This window comes from Corynebacterium sp. NML120713 (assembly GCF_001875735.1).
Taxonomy (GTDB): Bacteria; Actinomycetota; Actinomycetes; order Mycobacteriales; family Mycobacteriaceae; genus Corynebacterium; species Corynebacterium pseudogenitalium.
The window spans coordinates 45,363-64,195 of record NZ_MLCR01000013.1 but is presented as its reverse complement, the minus strand read 5'-3'; the positions used below and the strand labels follow the sequence as shown (position 1 = coordinate 64,195).

17 protein-coding genes are annotated in these 18,833 nt (G+C 57.5%); 2 read left to right on the top strand and 15 right to left on the bottom strand.

Annotated elements, in window-relative coordinates:
• Nucleotides 1-54 precede the first annotated feature (54 nt).
• Together ppk2 and BJP06_RS06615 are read right to left on the bottom strand one after the other, a co-directional pair.
• Nucleotides 55-921, bottom strand: a complete 867-nt coding sequence (gene ppk2 / locus BJP06_RS06620) for a polyphosphate kinase 2 (protein ID WP_070362803.1) — start codon at nt 919-921, stop codon at nt 55-57.
• 47 nt (nt 922-968) lie between these two features.
• Nucleotides 969-1,292 (bottom strand): putative quinol monooxygenase, encoded by a 324-nt coding sequence (locus BJP06_RS06615; RefSeq protein WP_070362804.1) that lies wholly within the window; start codon nt 1,290-1,292, stop codon nt 969-971.
• Nucleotides 1,293-1,463: 171 nt separating this feature from the next.
• Here BJP06_RS06615 and BJP06_RS06610 point away from each other — a divergent pair, with 171 nt between their 5' ends.
• Nucleotides 1,464-2,105: a GntR family transcriptional regulator gene (locus BJP06_RS06610; protein ID WP_070362805.1), complete on the top strand. Its 642-nt coding sequence runs from the start codon at nt 1,464-1,466 to the stop codon at nt 2,103-2,105.
• Here BJP06_RS06610 and BJP06_RS06605 read toward each other — a convergent pair.
• Entirely contained in the window at nt 2,102-3,916 is a 1,815-nt protein-coding gene (locus BJP06_RS06605) for an ABC-F family ATP-binding cassette domain-containing protein (RefSeq protein ID WP_071573288.1), read from the bottom strand. The genes BJP06_RS06610 and BJP06_RS06605 overlap by 4 nt on opposite strands.
• A 50-nt stretch (nt 3,917-3,966) precedes the next feature.
• Between BJP06_RS06605 and BJP06_RS06600 the strand changes: the two genes are divergently transcribed.
• The gene (locus tag BJP06_RS06600; RefSeq protein ID WP_177224278.1) at nt 3,967-5,346 is read left to right on the top strand and encodes a recombinase family protein; all 1,380 of its coding nucleotides are present in this window, start codon (nt 3,967-3,969) and stop codon (nt 5,344-5,346) included.
• Here the strand turns inward: BJP06_RS06600 and BJP06_RS06595 are convergent.
• From BJP06_RS06595 to BJP06_RS06540, 12 genes are all read right to left on the bottom strand, one after another.
• Nucleotides 5,343-8,375 (bottom strand): hypothetical protein, encoded by a 3,033-nt coding sequence (locus BJP06_RS06595; protein WP_143110577.1) that lies wholly within the window; start codon nt 8,373-8,375, stop codon nt 5,343-5,345. The genes BJP06_RS06600 and BJP06_RS06595 overlap by 4 nt on opposite strands.
• The gene (locus BJP06_RS06590; protein ID WP_071573285.1) at nt 8,368-8,751 is read right to left on the bottom strand and encodes a DUF2744 domain-containing protein; all 384 of its coding nucleotides are present in this window, start codon (nt 8,749-8,751) and stop codon (nt 8,368-8,370) included. Before BJP06_RS06590 ends, BJP06_RS06595 begins: the two co-directional genes overlap by 8 nt.
• Nucleotides 8,751-10,358, bottom strand: a complete 1,608-nt coding sequence (locus tag BJP06_RS06585; protein ID WP_071573284.1) for a hypothetical protein — start codon at nt 10,356-10,358, stop codon at nt 8,751-8,753. Before BJP06_RS06585 ends, BJP06_RS06590 begins: the two co-directional genes overlap by 1 nt.
• A gap of 1 nt (nt 10,359) precedes the next feature.
• Nucleotides 10,360-11,217, bottom strand: coding sequence for a hypothetical protein (locus BJP06_RS06580; RefSeq protein WP_071573283.1), 858 nt, complete (start codon nt 11,215-11,217; stop codon nt 10,360-10,362).
• A gap of 7 nt (nt 11,218-11,224) precedes the next feature.
• Nucleotides 11,225-15,667, bottom strand: coding sequence for a hypothetical protein (locus tag BJP06_RS06575; RefSeq protein WP_071573282.1), 4,443 nt, complete (start codon nt 15,665-15,667; stop codon nt 11,225-11,227).
• A 1-nt stretch (nt 15,668) separates the two neighbouring features.
• The gene (locus tag BJP06_RS06570) at nt 15,669-16,094 is read right to left on the bottom strand and encodes a hypothetical protein (RefSeq protein WP_143110576.1); all 426 of its coding nucleotides are present in this window, start codon (nt 16,092-16,094) and stop codon (nt 15,669-15,671) included.
• A complete protein-coding gene (locus BJP06_RS06565; RefSeq protein WP_071573280.1) occupies nt 16,055-16,408 on the bottom strand; it encodes a phage tail assembly protein in 354 nt (117 codons plus the stop codon). The genes BJP06_RS06570 and BJP06_RS06565 overlap by 40 nt, the downstream gene beginning before the upstream one ends.
• Nucleotides 16,409-16,505: 97 nt before the next feature.
• Nucleotides 16,506-17,336, bottom strand: a complete 831-nt coding sequence (locus BJP06_RS06560; RefSeq protein WP_071573279.1) for a hypothetical protein — start codon at nt 17,334-17,336, stop codon at nt 16,506-16,508.
• A complete protein-coding gene (locus BJP06_RS06555; RefSeq protein WP_071573278.1) occupies nt 17,326-17,760 on the bottom strand; it encodes a hypothetical protein in 435 nt (144 codons plus the stop codon). Before BJP06_RS06555 ends, BJP06_RS06560 begins: the two co-directional genes overlap by 11 nt.
• Complete coding sequence (locus tag BJP06_RS06550) at nt 17,744-18,088, bottom strand: hypothetical protein (RefSeq protein WP_071573277.1); 345 nt, start codon at nt 18,086-18,088, stop codon at nt 17,744-17,746. Before BJP06_RS06550 ends, BJP06_RS06555 begins: the two co-directional genes overlap by 17 nt.
• Nucleotides 18,088-18,444, bottom strand: a complete 357-nt coding sequence (locus BJP06_RS06545; protein WP_071573276.1) for a hypothetical protein — start codon at nt 18,442-18,444, stop codon at nt 18,088-18,090. The genes BJP06_RS06550 and BJP06_RS06545 overlap by 1 nt, the downstream gene beginning before the upstream one ends.
• Nucleotides 18,444-18,833, bottom strand: coding sequence for a Gp19/Gp15/Gp42 family protein (locus BJP06_RS06540; protein WP_071573275.1), 390 nt, complete (start codon nt 18,831-18,833; stop codon nt 18,444-18,446). The genes BJP06_RS06545 and BJP06_RS06540 overlap by 1 nt, the downstream gene beginning before the upstream one ends.

The following is an 18,833-nucleotide window of genomic DNA, read 5'->3' as shown; positions in this document are numbered from 1 at the left end:
AACCCAGCCACCTCATGGTATGGCTGGGTTTCTCCATTTGGGCAACACACCAAACTAGGAGTTCTTCTTGCCCTTCTTCTTTTTCTTGCTGCTCACCTTGGAGAGTTCCAGCTTTGCAGCAGCATCGGGCACGTAACGGAACTCGTCGCGCGGAGGTCGCTCGTAGTCAATAATCTCTGGGCGTTCAGGGATCTCTGGCAGATCAGGGTCAATGTGCTCGTAGGGGATCGTCGACAAGAGGTGAGAAATCACATTGATGCGCGAGCGCTTCTTATCCTCCGACTCAACCGTGTACCACGGCGCCGCAGGAATATCCGTGTGGATAAACATCTCATCCTTGGCTCGGGAGTAGTCCTCCCACTTTGTAATGGACTCGAGGTCCATTGGCGAGAGCTTCCACTGGCGCAGCGGGTCTTCCCGGCGGGATTGGAATCGCTTGTACTGCTCTTCATCCGATACAGAGAACCAGTACTTACGCAGCATGATGCCGTCCTCAACGAGGAGGCGTTCAAAGATCGGTGTCTGGTGTAGGAACCGACGGTATTCCTCCGTGGTGCAGAACCCCATCACGCGCTCAACGCCGGCGCGGTTGTACCAGGACCTGTCGAAGATGACGATCTCGCCTGCGGCGGGGAGCTTTTCGACGTAGCGCTGGAAGTACCACTGCGTCTGCTCGCGCTCAGTTGGCTTCGGCAGCGCCTCAATACGGCAGGTGCGCGGGTTCAGGTACTGGGTGATGCGCTTAATTGCGGAGCCTTTGCCTGCCGCGTCGCGCCCCTCCATCACGATGACAACACGCGCTCCGGTCTTGACGACCCACTGCTGCATTGCCACCAACTCAGCTTGAAGGCGTACGAGTTCTTTCTCGTACGCCTTCTTGGAAAGTTTCGGGGGCTTGGTGGAATTCTTCTCTTCACTCATAGGTACTAACCGTACCCATAAAGCGGGGAGAAATTAAGCCGATTCGGCTAGTCCACCTTGAATTCAGCCATGGTATCCCACTCGGTCTTACCCTCGATCAGGGTATTGATGATGGTCGGGGTTTCCTTCAGAATCTTCGGGAACAGCTCCTGGGCGGCGCGGAAATGATCGGAGTTCACGTGCGCTTCCGCGGCATCGTCGTGGAATGCCTCGATGAGCAGGTATTCGTTCTTATCCTCTTCACTGCGGTACCAGTCAAAGAAGATGCAGCCCGGCTCTGCGCGGGTTGCGTTGGTGAATTCCTCTACCTCTTGACGAAATGTCTCGACGTATTCTGGCAGTGGCTTGTAACGAACGTTGATCAAAATCATGCCACCACCCTACGCATATCTCGCATTGTTGTCAGCCGACGCTTTTGGCTACGAAGCTGCTCAGTTAATTGTTCAACAATAGATGCGTTATACTCGTAACAGTTGTCGGCCGATGGTTCTATTTACCATTGCTGACTAGCTTAAATAAATAGTTCTACACTTACGGATGCCATGCTTGCTCAAAACGTTGCCTCTGAGGTCCGCCGCGCGATTTCGCGTGGTGAGTTCTCCCCAGGCCAGAAGCTCAACGAGGTTGCCCTCGCTGAGCGTTTCGAGGTATCCAGAAATACCCTCCGCGAAGCATTTGCAATGCTTACGTCAGAAGGTCTTTGTGAGCGCATTCCGAACCGTGGCGTATTCCTCGCCACTCCTTCCCCGGACTTCGTCACTGACACCTACCGTGCGCGCGCCGCAATCGAGCCTGCGGCTCTCCTTTGGGGCGAAGAGCTCGATGTTGACCGTCTCGAAAAACTCAACACTGAAGCCCGCGAGGCAATCGCTCAGGACGACGATGACCTGCTGACGGCCGTGAACCAGGCTTTCCACCACGTGGTGCTCTCCGCAATGGGCTCGAAGACCCTCGGCGACACCATGGACCAGCTTGACGCGTTCATGCGCTTGGCAACGCTTCCGATTATTCAGCAGCAGCCGTCGTTTAACCGCCAGTTCATCTCCGTCAACGAGCACATTGTGGAGCTGCTGCGCAAAGAAAAGCGCCACGAGGCTTCCGACTACCTGCAGGAAGCACTCCTCGAGCAGGGTCGTATTGTGAACGACCTGATCGAGAAGATCAATAACGGGTACCCGATTTAGTGCTCGAGCTGCTCCCCAAGCTCAAGCCACTCCATCTCTAGCTCATCGCGGCCATCGTTGGTGCGCTGCAATTCCTGCGTCTTCGCGCCGATCGCTTCGAAATCCGGCGCGTCTTCACCCGACATGTCGGCAATCTGCGCTTCCAACTCCTTGGCACGTGTTTCCGCCGTCGCGATCTTGCGCTCAAGCGCTTTCATCCGCTTCCGGATCTCACGTTCTTCCTGCGATGACAGCCGCGGTTCCTCCACGGGGGCAGCTTTTTCGGAGTTTTCGGTCTTCTCCCCCAAATCGAGTGGACCCGTTTGGGTGTCCATGGCAGCTCGCTGCTCGAGGTACTGCGTGATCCCTCCGGGTAGGTTGCTCAGCGTGCCGTCGCCGAACAGTGCGTAGGTAGAGTCCGCGATGCGTTCAATCAGATAGCGGTCGTGCGAAATCACGACGAGCGTTCCTGGCCAGCCATCGAGTAAGTCTTCGAGTTCCTGCAGCGTATCGATGTCGAGGTCGTTGGTGGGCTCGTCGAGAAGCAATACGTTGGGCTCACTCATCAGCACACGCGTCAGTTGGAGCCGACGACGCTCACCGCCGGAGAGGTCCCCAACAGGTGTGCGCTGGCGCTTCGGGCTAAACCCGAGACGCTCCGCGAGCTGGGATGCCGAAACCTCCTTCTTACCCAACGTGATGTAGTGCGCGACGTCCTCCACAGAGTCGAGCACCGTCCTCGTTGGGTCGAGGTCGTCGAGTTCCTGTCGCAGCCACCCAATCCGTGTGGTCAGGCCTTCGATGCGCTTGCCGACGGCAAGCGGGTAGTCACCGGCGAGCGTCCGCAGCAACGTCGTCTTTCCGGAACCGTTGACACCAACAAGACCGATGCGCTCGCCCGGCGCGAGCCGCCACGTGAGGTGGTCGACGAGCGTGCGCCCGTCAGGAGCGTCGATGCGGGCGTCCTCAAACTCGATGACGACGTTGCCCTGGCGTTGCTTGGAAAACGCCATCAGCTCGACCTTGTCGCGTGGTGGCGGGACATTTGCGATGAGAGCTTCGGCTGCTTCGATGCGGTAGCGCGGTTTTGACGTGCGTGCGGGGGCGCCTCGGCGCAGCCACGCAAGCTCTTTGCGCGCCAAGTTCTGACGACGCTGCTCGATGGCGTCCGCCTGGCGGGCACGCTCGGCGCGGGCAAACGTCCAGTCGTTGTAGCCACCCTCGTAGACGTCGACGGTGCCGTCGTGGACCTCCCAGGTCAGCGTAGCGACAGTATCGAGGAACCAGCGGTCGTGCGTAACCACCACGACTGCGAGTTTGCGCTGCATGAGGTGGGATGCCAGCCACTGCACGCCCTCGACGTCAAGGTGGTTCGTCGGCTCGTCAAGCACCACGAGTTCCAAGTCCTGCACAAGGGCCGCGGCGAGGCTCACGCGGCGCCGCTCACCACCAGAAAGCTCCCCGACCGGGGTGTCCAGCCCGAGGGCAGCCACGCCTGTTCCTTGGAGAACCTCTCGCACCTTGCTATTCGACGCCCACTCGTACGTCTCGAGCCCCAAGGGTTTGACGACGACGTCGCCGACGGTGGCGTCGTCGTGAATTTCGAAGCGTTGTGTCACCACCGCCATGCGTAGGTCAGAGTTGTGCGACACGCGCCCGCTGTCCGGGGCTTCGATGCCGGTGAGCACCTCAAGCAACGTTGTTTTCCCGCCGCCGTTGACGCCCACGATGCCGATGCGATCGCCGGTCTGGATTCCGAGGGAGACACCGTCGAGCAGTGTTTTTAAGCCCCAGGTTTTGGATACGTTTTCGAGGTTGATCAGGTTCGCCATAGTAAACCCAGAGTATAGTCAATGACATGAGAGTTCTTGGCAGAGTGCGTTTGTCCAGGTCTAAGGAAGAAAGTACCAGCGTCGCTCGGCAACGCAGGATGATTGAAGACTGGGCTGAGGAGAACGGTCACACGATTGTAGCGTGGGCTGAGGACGTCGAGGTTTCCGGCAGTGTCTCCCCGTTCAATGCTCCGGAACTAGGTAAGTTTCTCACGAACGAAGGAAGCAGAAGCTGGGATATTCTGGTCGCCTGGAAACTCGACCGCCTAGCGCGCTCCTCGATTACGCTGCACCAGCTGTTCGGCTGGTTGCAGGATAACGAGAAAGAGCTGGTCTGCATCTCCGATAACATCGACCTCTCCAGCTGGGTTGGTCGTATGGTGGCTGGTGTTATCGCCGGTGTGGCAGAGGGCGAGCTTGAGGCTATCACAGAGCGTATCCAGGCTGGGCAGAAGGCGCTGCGGGAGAGTGGACGTTTCCGGGGAGGGACTCCTCCCTTCGGCTACAAGTCAGTCAAGCGGGACGGGGGCCGGTACCTCGAGAAGGACGAGAAGACCCAGAATACGTTGCAGGCCATGATCCGCCTAGGGCTAGAGGGGTTGACCGCCTCGGAGATTGCGAGGAGACTCAACGCGCAGGGCGCGAGAACAGCCAGGGGTAAAGAATGGAATGGCGGGTCTGTGCTGGACGTGCTCACGAACAAAAACATGCTCGGCTGGACGATGCACCAGGGACAGCCTGTGCTGAACAGCGACGGCACTCCCGTGATGAAGTGCGAACCCTCCATTAGTATGGACAACTTCTCGAAGCTCCAAGCACTAATAGAAGCGAGAAGCAAGAGAGACATCCGCCCGAGGGAAACCTCAGCGTATCTCGGAGTGCTCCGCTGTTGGCACTGCGGGAAGAACCTGCATATCCAACGCAAACGCGGAATCAACTCGCCCGGCTCGTACCGCTGCCAGGAGTGCAACAACACGGTACCTGTTCGCTACATCGAGCCGATCCTCGAGGATATTGCTCGGGAAGAGCTGTTCAGTATCCCCATCATGGAGAAAGCCCCTGGCGTCTCAATCCAGGAGGGAGAGCTGGAGGAAGCACAGCAAACCTACAGTGATATTGCCTCGTTCCTGTCCACTGCACCGGACCAGGAAACCAGGGAGACCCTGTTCGAGCAGCTGCGGGTGGTTGGTGAGCGCATCAAACGCCTGGAGGAACAAAAAAAGACCCCCGCAGGCGACCAGTGGATTGATACTGGCCAAACCTACGGGGGTTTGTGGGAGTCCCTGGACACCCAGGAGAGGAGAAGACTCCTCAACAAGGCAGGAATCTTCATGCGGGTTAGGACTATCAAGAAAGCTACCCGCTGGGAAGCCCCTATCCTTGAGACGGAGCTGGTTATACCAGACGAACTGAAGAATCGGCTGGCTTAGGACGCCTTGCTTACCTTTACGGTCCCGCGCGGGCGACCGTCCGGGATGGTGTACCCACCCTCGGCAGGGGTTCCAACCACCGGGCTGACTACCTCCTTGAAGGTGTACTGGGTTCCGGAGGCTAACTTCTGATCCTCTGGGTAGATCGTGTACGCCCTCAGAGGCTTTCCGGCCTTGATGGTCTTCGGCTTGAACTCCTCATCGCGGACGACGACATCCCGGTTGCACGTAACCGTGTTCTTCAGACGGAGGAAGCCCTTCTCGCACTTGCGGATCAGGCCGTTCGTATCTAACTGCCCGGTCCACATTTTCCGTGGGAGCTTTTCGTTCCCGGTCTGGTTGGGGTACTTGTCGTCGCGATGCTTTGTACCAAGGCGAGTGCTGCACTCTCGCTTGAGGGACTCTACATACACGGTGACCGATGCGTGTCGCATCTTGATAGTGGGAGCACCGCCGGTGTACTTGAAGATGCGCTGGTTAGGTTCGACGTACTCGGTCCAGTTGTCGATAGCGCCGTTGGTCCAGTTAATCTGGACTTCAATCTTGCCAACCCACGTACCTCGGCAGGCAACGAAGAACTCCTTGTCGTCGTAGTGCAACCACTGCTCGTGGTAGGGAGCGGTGATGTAGTACCCGCCCCGGTTCCGGTTGTAGGGGTTGGGATAGTTGAACTTTTGGGATGAAGCGAACTTGGCCCCCCAGCCGTACACCTTGGGAGTCCGAATATCCAGAAACTCGATCATATCCAGGTGGTTCCACAGCTGGGCTTGAATCAGGTTGTTGGTCTTCATCTGTGCTAAGCGAAACTCTTCGTCCAGCTCGTTGGCTCTCTTGTTAAGCTCGATACCCAAGCTCTGAGCTTCGTCAACATCCTTCTGGAGTGGGATGTCTGGACCGAACTCCAGCCCAGTAATCCACTGGTTTGCCTTTGCAGTTCCGTTGCTGTGGTTCCAGTAGAACTTACCGAACCGTAACTCTGTCACGCCTTCGCGGATCTCTACGACCTGCTCGAACAGCTTCCAGGTTGTTGAAAGCTCGTAGTTTTGCACAGGGTACGAAGTCCAACTCCCTCGTGATTCAGTGCGCTGCCCCGTCTTAGAATCTACGTTGTACCACACTTTACGAAAGGGGGAGCCTCCGTTAGATCCTTTCCCCCACATCTGAATGTAGAGACGGGAGCCAGCTCTCGTGCCTCTCGCCCAGAACGATAGTTTGTATCGCTTGCCTGGCTCTACTCGCATCCACGCAGTCTCACAATTGCGAGTACTAGTAGTCGATGATACTCCCCACATATCGTCGTGATTGCCCAGGAATCTTTTATCCCCATCGCTCGCGGTCTTCTTTTCGCGGTACCAGATCGCCCCGGTAGCCCACACTGGCTTCCAAACCTCGCGCTTGCCTGCCTTGACCTCGGCTTCGGTAAGGTCCTTCCATGCGAGGATAGACTGAGCAGAGTCTTTTCGAGCGAGCGCGATGATAGCACTCGTGTTTGCCGACATGGCAGTGTTGGCGGTTTTGTTCCAGTTCTTCTGCTCCCTGTTCCAGTCCTGCTGGAGCTTGTTGGCTTTCTTTAGGCCGTTAATGGCGTCCTTGTTCGTCGCGTTCAGTTTCTCCTGCGTAGCGTTCCAGCCTTGCTGCTGGTCGTTCCACTTGAGCTGGAGATCACGAGCTTCGACCAGGACGTCGATGGCTTTCGCGTTCGACTTACCGACAGCGGTGTTCTTGAGGATCGCGTTGTTTTGGAGGCGATCAACCGTGGCCTGGTCCGGCACCTCCGGAAGAACCTTCAGCCCTGCTACGTAGATAACAGCGTCCTGCGGACCCTTGCCTCCCCACTTCCACTCCATCCGGTCGAGGGCAACGTACTCAATGTCGTCCTGGAGCTGGAGGCGTCCAGAGAACTTTTGCCACTCGTTCGCTTTGGTGACTTTGATACCTCCACCAATGCCCCAGACCGTTGTGGTCCACTGGCCGGGGTTGTCCTTCGGCTTGAACTGCTTGATAGCTGCGCGGTGGCGGTCTCCATCATTCAAACGGATCAGCAACGCAGCGTTTGCCTTGTTCGAGCGCACCCAGAACTCGTAGGTGTACCACCGGCCCGCAATCGCCTTGACCTTACGTGGGTTTGGCACCATCGTTTGTTTTTGGTTCGCGTTGCAGGCGTACACACCCTTCACATTGGTCGGCGGGTCCGGCATCTTCCCCGTGTTGGAGGCAGCTCTCGACCAGTCCGGGGTATCAGTGCCGGGTATCAGGGCTACCAGCGACGCCCCGATATCCACCATCCCCTCAATCGCCTTGAATGCCTTATCGGCCTCGTCAACAGCACTCTTGACCTTCTTGTTGGCCTCAACCACCGTCTCCATCTGCTTCTTCGCCTTGGTGGTGAGGTTACCCTGCTCGTCGGAAATCTTGCGCAGGTTCTCGTTCAGCATGGCAGTGCCTGCTGCAAACCTATCGACCTCCCCCATGACCATCTTGATCTGGTCATTAATACCGTCCTGCTCAGTGACGATGCCAGACAGCTTGTTTTGGAGCTGCTTAGACTCGTTCGCGTACTTGCGAGCGAGGTCGTCCTGCGCCTTCTTGTAGTTGGCAACGTTGGTAGTGGCCTGCTTCGCTTGAAGGACCGCGTTGTTGGTCTGTGAGAGTACGTTCTTCGTCTGATCCTGCAACTCGCGCTGTTTGCGGGAGTTCTGCTCTACCTTGAGGCCAAGGTCTGTTACGTGCTCTCCGGCCTCAGAGATTGCCGTGTTGATAGGTCCTAGGCGCTCGTTGACAGCTCCGGCGATAACCGTGGACTTGGCTCCTCCCTCGCCTCTGATTCCATCAGCAACCCAGCCGAGGACTTCCTCCCCGAACTTGGTTAGCCCTCTCATCAACTTAGAGAACGGGCTATCCATCTCGGTAGAAAGAAGTTTACGGACCGACGCTTCGTTCAGGCCCTGGCCGTAAGACCCTCCCTTGCCGTGAACAGTCTCGTAGGACTTAACCTTGCTTGTAGGCTTTTCTACGTTGGGGCTAGTCAATGAGGCCCTCCTCTCGAAGTTCGTTGATGAGCTTGGCTTTCTCGGTCGGGGTCATCTGCGAAGTCGCTGGAACGACCGGCTCTTGTATAGGCTGGGTGACCGGAACCCACTTCCCTGCGACGTTCAGGGCGTGGTCCTGTCCTCGGATGGGTGGTTGGTAGTGGATCTCCTGGCCTGGAAGGTCGTCGAGGTTCTCGACCGACCTCGCCTGGTCGATGTGGATAAACCCGCAGGCAGAAAGATGCTCGGACCACTCCTTCAAGACTGGTTCGGGGAATCCGATGGGCATACCGTTGTATTCCATTCCCCGGAACGCCCACAAGAATCTTTCTGCGGGGTCGTCAAAGTTTGTTTCTTCCTGCCGTGGGATAGCCATTACCACACTCCTACGTCCTTGAGTCCGGAGGTCAGTCTCTCCAACCTCTCTGAGATGTATTCCAACCCGGAGCTGAACTCCGGCTTACCTAGTGAAATCTCCCAGTCTTTGTCGTCGCTGGAAGATCGGTACGTCAATTCCTGGACCTGGTTGACGTACAGTTTGTCCTCGGGCATACCGAGCGAGTGGACAGCAACACGATCCCCGATGAAGAAGTCCCCGCTACTGCCTGGTCCAATCCAGTAGGGTGACCCGTTGTTCATCTTGACCGTCGAAGAGAAACGCTCTCGCGTCTCGTACTTCGCTCTGCGGAGCGCGGTCAGCGCACTGATTGTGTACGCCTTGTCAGCTCCGTCCACCCACTTCTCGAACGGGTAATCCCACCCCTGCTTCTTGATCCGGTCGTGGTGCTTGTGCGCCATGAAGGCAGCGAACACGTCGGAATAGAGTGGCTCCAGCAGGGCTTCAGCTGCTGTACCGAGCTGGGTCTGCCCAAGCAAAAGAGTGCCGAGCATACCGCCGAAGGTGATGATGGAGGCCTTGATAGCCTCGTTCACCCCCGGCATAGAAGACCCGCCAGTCACAAACTGGGAAGGTCCAGGCGGGGTGTATTCGAACTCCGTGGATTCCACGCCGGTCATAGCCCCGTGCTCCAGCACAACCCAGGGAGCCTCCGGAAGGGAACCCGCAGGCCTCTTGGACTTGTACTCCGCAGGGGTGGACGGGCGTGGTACATAGTCGAACCCCTCGGAGAACCCGTCGGCTTTCACACGGGCCTTGTATCGGTCCAGGCCTCGCTTGATGCTGCCTCCGAACGAGGTCTCCTTGTTCCACCCGGACTTATCGAGCACCTCGAAGACCAGGCACCCGTGCCTCAGCTTCTTGCCTGGGATAGGGTCGGGGTCCCCCTCCAGGTACCTGCGACAGTCGATGGTGAGCTGCGCGTCGTTGAGGATGGGGATAACGCAGTCGTGAAAGTACTTGAACCTCGATGATACAATCGCTGTGAGCGATTTGTCCTCGGAGTAGGTAACTGGCTTAACAACCATGTTCCAGTTGCTCATGTTCAGGTCGAACCACTGCTTGAAGTTGAGTGGGTCGTCCGGAATCATCCACAGGCTATTGTTCTTCCTAAGCAGGTTGACGAACAGCGTGGTGGCCACGGTCCAGCGAGCTGGCCCGAACAGCATCCAGGCCTTCGGAAACTGAACCTCGGCTGGCAAAAACGGGTTCGCCCAAACGATAAGCTCCCGCAGCTTGTTGTAGTCGTGGGTAGCGTACAGGGTGACAACCTGGTCTCCCTTGTAGTCAACCTTCACCTGGAAGGTCTCTATCCTCCCCGACCACCGAGCACCGTCCTTGTCGAAGGTGATGTACATGCTCGATGTTGGCCAGTCCTCCGGATTCAGGAGACTCTGCGAGATCCAGTGGTCTACCGGAAGCTCGACCTGGGCTGTTCCAGCGTCGTTGTTCAGGAAGGTGAACTCGTACGAGTACTCCCCAGAAACAACCCCGAACAGCTCCCAGTTCCCGTTCCAGATTCTGATTTGCTCTTGCGTGGTTGGAAACACCTTGCGGTTGTCCAACTCTGTCTGAAGAAACGTCATGCTACCACGGCCTCTCGTACGGGACGACGACATCGACCTTGGTGATACCGTCCGTTAGCTGGGAAGAAACTCCCACCTTCTCCCCGTCCGGCCCAGCGTCCGGGAGGGAGTAGCGGATACCGTTCAGTCGTGCCCAGACGTTAGGGTCGTGCTCTGCAATCCACTGGCGAGACCCTGGGTCGGTGTTAACGATGTACGACCCTCCAGGAACGAGGTCGGGAGTTGGGAACGTGTGCTCCGTTTTCCCGAAGAAAACGCTGACACTAGAGGCTGGCTCGGCCTTGGTCGGGGTGATGATAAACCGTGGGTACACCGGACCAGTCAGGTCCGTGTCATAGTCCAGGTTCGTTCGAACCTTCCCGACCTTGCGATACTTGCCGAGCCTGCTGGAGGCCACGGCCTCGTAGTCGTAGAAGAACGGGTCGTCTGCCACGACCGTCATTGTTACGTCCACGGCACCTTGGATGTGAGGGTCGTAGGTGGTATCAACCTCAATCTCGGAGAGCCTCGCTCGAATAACCCGGTGCGATAGCCCGTTCCTGACCTCGATCTGTGTGTACCGGGTGTACGACCAGAGTTTGCGCCAGGCCAGGTCGTTCTTTGCCCACTCGCTACCTTCGCCCAGGATTGTGACCTTGAAGACGATAGTCCGCTCGGTGAACCTGGTAACGACCAGCTTTGTACCGGGCCTACCGCCCGGAGACTTTGTGACAGCTTCGGAAACAGGGTCCATGAACCCCGTCATCTCCGACGCTAGGACGACTCCAGCGTCGCCAGCGTAGGGGCCTGCAATCTGACACTCCCCAGGCCTGGGATTAAGATCCCCGTCCAGTGGCCGGACGGTAATCACAGTCTCCATTCTTCTCCTATCCCAGCTTCATCAGCTGTTTGCGTTCCCTCAGCTTCTCCCTTCGGATAGCCTCGTTCATATCCTCGACGTGGTAGTGAATCTCCGTCTTTGCTTCGTTGTCTCGGTAGCGCTTAGCGTCGGTGTCGTTAGCGTTCCAGTCGAGAGCAACGTCGATTGCCCTGGAGATAAGACCGTCGCCCATCCCAAGGTCGCTCTTGAGCTGGTCCAGGTTGGAGACCACAAACTCAACAGGGACGGCTGCGATACCCGCATCCTCGATTGCTTGGTAGATCGAGTGCTTGAAGTGCTTGGAGTTCACGTTCAGCTCAATCTGGTCCAAGACCGGGTGGTTGCCTACAGCCCCCCTCACCTGCTTCACCAGTTTCAGGGCGTTCGAGCGAATCCCGCCTGCTAGTTGCTGACTCTTAGCAATGGTCTTGAGTTGCTCAGTGAGGATCTCCTTGGCTCCCTCGATGTAGTACTGGCGGAACGACAAGTCGATGTCACTGTAGTCTGGTGCCTCCAGGGACTTGTCCAGATCCTCGCGTATCTTCTTGACCTTCTCGGCGTACTTCTCGTCGGCCTTGACCTTCTTCTTAGCGTTCTTCTCGGCCTGCTTGGCTGAATCCTTCGCACTCTTCGGAGTGGCGTCTTCCTTACCGATCTTGCCGAGCTTCTCGAGATGGTCCTTCTCGAGTTCTCGCTCCTTCTTCCGGGCGTCGGCAATCTTCTGGGCGTTAGACTCGAGCACTGGCTGAAGGATTTTGTTCCGGTGGTGCTTCTTGAACTGGTCGTTCACAGAGGACGTGACCCGGCGCGCTGCGTTCTCCGCAGTCTTCGCCTCGCTCACCATGCCTGCCGAGAAGTCGCGTACCAGAGCCTTACCGGAGTGGGTGGTGTATCCCTTGCCGGAGAACGGACCCTTCTTCGCTGGCGAGAACGGGAAGTATGCTCGTGCTGCGGAAACGACACTGCTTGCAGCACTGGCAACGGCTCCTATCATAGAGCGAATACCGCTAATGAAGCCCTGCACCAGCGACCTACCGGAGCTTACGAGCAGTCCTCCGAGGTTGCCGAGTGCTCCTTGGAATCGTCCTGGGAGTGAGGTAGCTAGGCCTACGGCCTCGTCGAACCCGCTTGTCACTGAGCTAACGAAGTCGCTCATTGCCGTGGACGTGTCGGAGCGAACGTTATTCCACGCCGTGGATACGTTGTCCTTGATTCCCGACGCCATGCTTGTCACGGTGTCTGTAGCTCCGGACGATGCGCTCGAGATGGCGTCCACAACCCCGCTCCAGGCGGAGCTGGTATCGCTCTGAACCGTATCCCACGCGCTGGAAACCGACTGTTTAGCTCCATCGAACGCGGTTGAGGCGTTCGTCTTGATGGTATCCCAGGTTCCAGAGAGGGAGCTGGAAACTCCATCCCAAAGACTGGTCCACCCATCACTCACACCGTCCCAGGCACTCCGCACAGTCTCGCTGGCGTTAGTCCAGGTGCTCGATGCGGAATCCTTGATTCCGGTCCAGGCGTTGCCGAGGGTGGTGGAGGTCTGCTCCCACATACCGACCCAGCCGGTCTGTACGTTATCCCACGTTGTGCTTGCCTTTTCCTTCAGTCCATCCCACGCTTCGGAGGCTCTGGTTTTCAGGTCCTCCCAGATAGGGCCAACGGTGGACTGGATACTCGTCCAAGTGCTGGTCCAGGTGTCTTGTACACCCTCCCAGGCTGTGTTGGCCTTTTCTTTAGCGGAGTTGAACTTCTCGGAGGCGGATTCCTTGATGGAATCCCACCGTGTGGAAACTCCGTCCTTAATGCCATCCCAGGTCTCGTTCCACCACGAGGAAACCTCTTCCCAAGCCTGGGATGTGGTCTCTCCGATGTTTGCGAAGGCCTCGGTTACGGCTGTCTTGATCTCGGATGCTCGCTTCTTGATGTCCTCAATCTTCGGCATACCCCCACCCGCCTGTACAGTGGTCAGGCCTTCGCCCTGCTTCTCCAGGTAGGCCAGTGTTTCCCCGTGCTTCCGCTTGAAGAAGTCAGAGATGGGAGCGAACTTCTTCTTTACCCGGTCCCCGGCGCGCTGAAAGCTCCGGCTGGCGTTTTCTGGGATGTCGTTCCAGCGTTTCTTAGCTGTCTCTACTCCCTCTTTAACCCGGTCGTCGAAGTTGGAGAACGAGTCTTTGGCCTTGCCCCAGCCTTCCTTGATTCGGGACCCTGCATCCTTGCCGAACTCGACAACCTTGTCCTTGGTGTTGTCCACCAGGTTCCGGAACGGCTCGAAGTTCCTGTACAGCAGGCTGGCTCCGTCCGCGAGCATGAGCATGGTGCCGACGCCCGGCAGGAGCCGGGTTCCTAGTTTGAGAGCGCCCTTGCCGAGGAACTTGGCTCCCCGGCCTGCTGTCTTGAAGACCTTGCCGAACTTGCCTGCTGACTTACCGGCCTTCTTTCCAGCGGTTTCTACAGCTTCTCCAGCTCCCTTGGCTGACTTGCCCCAGAACTTCCAGCCTCGAGCGCCCTTGGTCGCTTCCTTCCCTGCTCCCTTGAACAGGTTCCTGCCCTTCCTAACCAGACCGACAGTGCCTGTGAAAGCAGAGATGAACGGGGTTGCGAACTTCCGAAGGGCGTTGAAAATCCCGAAGCCGACGCGCAGGCTCATCAGCCCCGCAATCAGCGGAACAAACACGTTGCTGTGCTTGTTAAAGAAGCCGAAGAACTTCTCGACCACGGGCGACATGCGCTCGAAAGTGGAGGCGATGTTGTCTGCCATCTCTCCCGACAGGCTCTCAAGGAACGGGAGCAGCTCGTCGAACGCTGGTTTGAGTGCGTCCTTGATGCGGGTTGCTGCGTCCAGCCACGGCTTGGCTAGCTCCTCCGCAGACGCTGCAAACTTGGAGATGCGGGAGTCGGCGTCGTCTGCCACGCCGATCCAATCCTGGAAGCGCTGCATGGTCTTGTCGAAACGCTCCAGAGCGTCGTTGTTGAACGACACCCCGAACGCCCGTCCAACCTCGGTCATAGCCCCAGCCAGACTGGAAGCTCCGGACCACAGGTCCTTGAAGCCCTGGATACTCCCGTCAATCCAGTCGCGCATCTCCTTCTTACCTTCTGGAGAGGTAGCCCAGTTTTCCAGCCGTTCGGCCAGGTTAGGGACTCCTTTAGCGAGATCGTCGATTGCTTCAGCGCCTGCTACTGCGAGTTCAGAGAACCCAGCCAGAAACGGCTTTGTTGCTTTGGATAGAGAATCCATCGTCTTAGCTGTGGATGCAAAAACTTTATCCATAGCCCCAAGGGCTTGGGTAGTGCCCGCCCAGCCAAGGAACTCTCGTCCGATCTTGTTCGTCTCTTTTGCAATGCTGGTCATTCCTTTCTCCAGGACGGGCATCACTCGCTGCCCTACCTCCTGGATCTGGTCAGCCCAATCTTCGAAAGTGATGTCCTGGACGCGCTCATTCAAATCTTCGAGTGGTTGTGCAAACCTTCGAAGAGCTACGGCTGCTGCTCGAGCGTTCGGAGCGAGGCCTGCCACGGCCTCGTCAAGGTCTGCCGAAGGATCTAGGGCTGCGCTGGCAACTTCTCCAAACCCCCGGAAGCCCATCTTCAAGGCAGCGAACGCGGAGCCTGCCATGCCCGCTAAGCCTGGCAGCATAAGCAAGCTGCGCGACAGGACCTTGACTGAATCTACGACGCCACCAATCACGTAGGACAGTGCGATGGTGACGGCTGAGAAGGCTCCCATACCTGCTGCTGCGATGCCTGCGGTTGCGCCGAAGACGTTACCCAGGGAGACGAACCCCTTTACAGAGTGCTTGAATGCCTCCCACGGCTTGATGGAGTTCACCATGTCTTTGGATACCCCCACGATGCCTTCGCGAAGGATGTTAAGCGAGTTCCGGAGTCGCATAGCTCCGACGCTGGTTCCCGCGTACTTGTTAAGCATGACAGCGGACTTAGCGTGGTTAGCGAAGCGCGAGAGTTCCCTGAACTGGTCTCGCATCGTTCTGACCCGCCCAATCGCCTTGTCAAGGCCTGCGGTGAGGCCTGCGACGTCCATCAGACTCCGCAGAGACAGGGAGTCCTGGTCGAACTTCAGGTCTGAGCCGTTGGCAATCCGCTGGAGCCGGTCCGCGAGAGCTGCTGCTTGTACCGTGGCGAGCTTGCCGTCAAGCACAGCACGGAACCGAACCTTGAAGCGGGAAGCGATAACAGAGGCCAGCCTCGCCTGGTGGGCAAGGCTGCTCTTATCAAGGTCCGGCTCGAACTTGACTTCCTGCTCGGCCTTGTCTGCTGCGTGCTTCGCTTCTCGTTTAAGGCTCTCGTGCTCCAGCTCCGGCTCTACTGGAAGTTTGACACTGCGAAGGCCTTTGATGCCTTTCTCTGCGTCACGCTTAAACCTGTCCGTGTCTGGAACGACACGGATACTGACTCTTCCGACTTCAACGCCACCAGCGCCTGCCATACTACGCTCCTCTAGCTGCTCTGAATTGTGCCTGTGCCATAGCTACAAAACTGTTCTTCTTCTTTGCAGGAGTCATACCCGGCACAGGGGTTCTCTCCGGCCTTTGCAGACGCTTCTTGACTCTCACCTGCATGTTTGCAAACGTGTTCTCCTTCACCGCGTCAATGAGTGACGCGATCAGGTACGTCTCTGTGGTCCAGCCAACAGAGTCAGTCACACCGCTCACAACCGCTAGTGCTGCGGACCCTGCGGGAAGGTTTTCTATCAAGGCCAGAACCTCGGACGGGGAAATCTCCGGAGGGTCAGCAACCACTCCGGAAACGTTGACTCCGTAGTGACTCAACAAATCCGAGTAGATCTCGGTCCCCGCCTTCTCCAGCAGCTCAGCTAGAGTTCGGCTTCCCCCAGCTCGGTACCTTCCATCCACGCTGTCGCTACTTCCAGGATCAGTGCGGGGTCATCAAGCAGCTCAACCAACTGCTTGCCGTTGCCGTTCTCCTCGCCTACTACGAGAATCTCCTTGAACGACTTGATGGTCGATTCCAGGGAGGTTGATTCTTCAGACTCGTCCATATCCTCGGTGAGCTTGTCGATCAGCGAGAACACCTTCTTGCGGTTCGCTGGCTTCATACGAAGGATGTTTGGGAGGGTGAACACGCGACCGTCGTCTGCCTCGATGATGGTCGGTGCGTACTTCTTGTCTGCAATCTTGCGCAGGGTTTCGAGGGTGAAAGTAGCCATTGGTAGGTCTCCTTCTTAAGTTTGTAGTGAAAAGTTTCGTGTAGATCTTTTGGTTAGGCCCCTTGACCGACCTACCTGAAAGCCAAGGGGCAAGTTTCTACTCTTCCGGCAAAGTCCACTCGAACAGATGACGTCCTGGGTGCTTCACGAACGTTGCCTTCAGAGGCAGCGTTGCGAAGTCGTCCGACTCCAGCGAGATCGACTCGTCTCGACGAATGCCTGCCTTTGCAGCAGAGAACGCGATGGTGAACAGACCGTCCTTGAGGACGATGAGCACTGCTCGCTCCACGTCAGTGGAGTTCGGGGAATCAACACCGAAGACGTTCTTGACCTTCGATGCGTTCTTGCCGTAGTAGTACTCCAGAGTCTGGGTATCGAACTGGAGGGCCTTCACTGTCACGTAGTCAACCGGAGTCTCGGACGTGACCGTCTTCAGGACCTTCTTCTGCCAGGAACCCTTCGTTTCTGACTCTCCGCCGTCGTAGCCGAACTCTGGAAGCTCCTCGTTGTTGGTGTGACCGATTGGTTCCCAGCCCAGCGGTTTGCTAAGCTCGGTGACGGTAGCCCCAGAGCCTCCTTTAAGCTGGACCGGCTTCCCGAACTTGTCTCCCACGAAGGAGACAGTGACGCCTTCCTTGGCAGACGTGCCGGAAACCACAACGCCTCCGGTGCCTACTTCCTTGACTCGCTCCAGCGCTGCCTGGATCTCAGCCGGGGATGCCTCGGCCTTAATCTCGGAGGTTGCCGTCGAACCCACAGTCAGGGTGTACGGAGTACCGCCGGTAACCTTGAGAGTGAACTGGTGTGCGCCGAAGGTCTCCGGATCGAAGTACTTCAGCTGCTTCGGGGTGGGTGCAGCCGTGCCAACAGGGGCCGTGTAGACGTAGCCGGTGGCGGCAGTAAACACCGCGCTATCATTAAATGCCATTCTTTTCCTTTCGTAGGGACCGGACAGTCAGGGCAATCAGTCCTTGGACTCGCCAGGAATCCTGGAACAGGGAGGAGAACTGGGTCATGCCCATCGTCTCTTGCACCTTCGCCAGATATCCAGACTCTGTGACTGTCTGGTCTTCTTTTGCTTTAAAGAGGATGTCGATGCACCTCGAATAAAGCTCTTCGGCCTCGATAAGGCCCTCGTCGTGGTAAACCGTCAACTCAACGACGGGATTGTCAATGTCGTACGGGCGCTTCACGCTTCGCGGACCGCCCACGCGCCGGATATTCACTTGCGGATAGTGTCGGTAGTCGATGTCCTCAATCCACGAGCCGACTTTCACGTCCTCTGGTAGCCCAGCCCGGAGGATGGGGAGGACAACCTCCTGAAACCTGGGGAAACTACTTCCGTTTTCCACGCTTCTTCCTTCCTCGCTTTATCTTGACGGGGCCTGCTGCTCCTCCGAACGCGAACGGAGCGAAAATACCGAGGGATTTAGCGATTGCAGCTGCGCCCCCTCCTTGGTCCTTGAGCGTGACGAACGCATCGACTGTCCCCTCGGTAACCTCGATTGAGGAGCCAGGCCTCTTGTCTTTCACGTTGTTAGCCTTGTGAGGAGCTAGTCGGCCTTCGGCAACCTCCCCAAGGATTTTCGCCCTGCTGGACGTCTCCTGGTTTACGGAAGTGCTCCGAACGAGAATCTCGTTGGTTGTTTTATCGTCGAAGTACCACTCCAGATCAGCCACTAGGACCTCCGGAGCGTGTAGTCGTGGTGCTTCGTTCGAGCCGAACCTCGGTAAATCACCCGGTCTCCGAAGACCGACCATGTTTGGCCGTCAAAGACAACCTTCGACTGTGCGCCGATGTGGACACCGTGGTCCCGGCGTCGCAGTCGCATACGCATAACCTGCTCAGTCTCGTAGCCCTCGTTGTCCTGCTCGGCACGCCTCGCGGAAGTGCCGGACTGTCCAACCGGAGCCAGCCAGACTTTCAGCTTCACCGGCTCTTTCGACGGGCGAGTTCGGATATTGCCGTCCCTGTCGGTGACGGCTTCCTCGAGGTAGACCTCTACTTCCTTGTTCCACTGGTCAAGTAGACTCATTATCCCTCCGTCCTCAAGGACTCGGGAAGCTGCGGGAGGTTGTGGAACACGCGGAATCCTTTACGGACCCCCAGGTCAGCCCATTCTTCGGGGAGGATGGACAACTTCCCGTCCGCGCTGGTGTGCGCGAGCATGTAGGTGTAGTTGCCGTCGGTCTCCTGGACATACCCCTCGGGGTTACGGACCAGCCGGATCACCGCGTCGCAGCATACCTGGATTACGATGTCCAAGTACCCCGGATCGTCGATAACTCGCTCATCCAGATCGCGGATACGGCGTCGTATCCGGTTCTCCGCGTCCTGAAGTCGTTGGTTTACCAGTGGCTTCTCCTCCTCCGTGAGGTCACGGAAGAAGCGAAGCTGTACGTCCTCGAACGTTGCGTAAGCCAC

Coding starts and splice junctions, on each gene's coding strand:
- ppk2 (WP_070362803.1), bottom strand. CDS start 921: ATGAGTGAAGAGAAGAATTCCACCAAGCCCCCGAAACTTTCCAAGAAG.
- BJP06_RS06615 (WP_070362804.1), bottom strand. CDS start 1,292: ATGATTTTGATCAACGTTCGTTACAAGCCACTGCCAGAATACGTCGAG.
- BJP06_RS06610 (WP_070362805.1), top strand. CDS start 1,464: ATGCTTGCTCAAAACGTTGCCTCTGAGGTCCGCCGCGCGATTTCGCGT.
- BJP06_RS06605 (WP_071573288.1), bottom strand. CDS start 3,916: ATGGCGAACCTGATCAACCTCGAAAACGTATCCAAAACCTGGGGCTTA.
- BJP06_RS06590 (WP_071573285.1), bottom strand. CDS start 8,751: ATGGCTATCCCACGGCAGGAAGAAACAAACTTTGACGACCCCGCAGAA.
- BJP06_RS06585 (WP_071573284.1), bottom strand. CDS start 10,358: ATGACGTTTCTTCAGACAGAGTTGGACAACCGCAAGGTGTTTCCAACC.
- BJP06_RS06580 (WP_071573283.1), bottom strand. CDS start 11,217: ATGGAGACTGTGATTACCGTCCGGCCACTGGACGGGGATCTTAATCCC.
- BJP06_RS06575 (WP_071573282.1), bottom strand. CDS start 15,667: ATGGCAGGCGCTGGTGGCGTTGAAGTCGGAAGAGTCAGTATCCGTGTC.
- BJP06_RS06565 (WP_071573280.1), bottom strand. CDS start 16,408: ATGGCTACTTTCACCCTCGAAACCCTGCGCAAGATTGCAGACAAGAAG.
- BJP06_RS06560 (WP_071573279.1), bottom strand. CDS start 17,336: ATGGCATTTAATGATAGCGCGGTGTTTACTGCCGCCACCGGCTACGTC.
- BJP06_RS06545 (WP_071573276.1), bottom strand. CDS start 18,444: ATGAGTCTACTTGACCAGTGGAACAAGGAAGTAGAGGTCTACCTCGAG.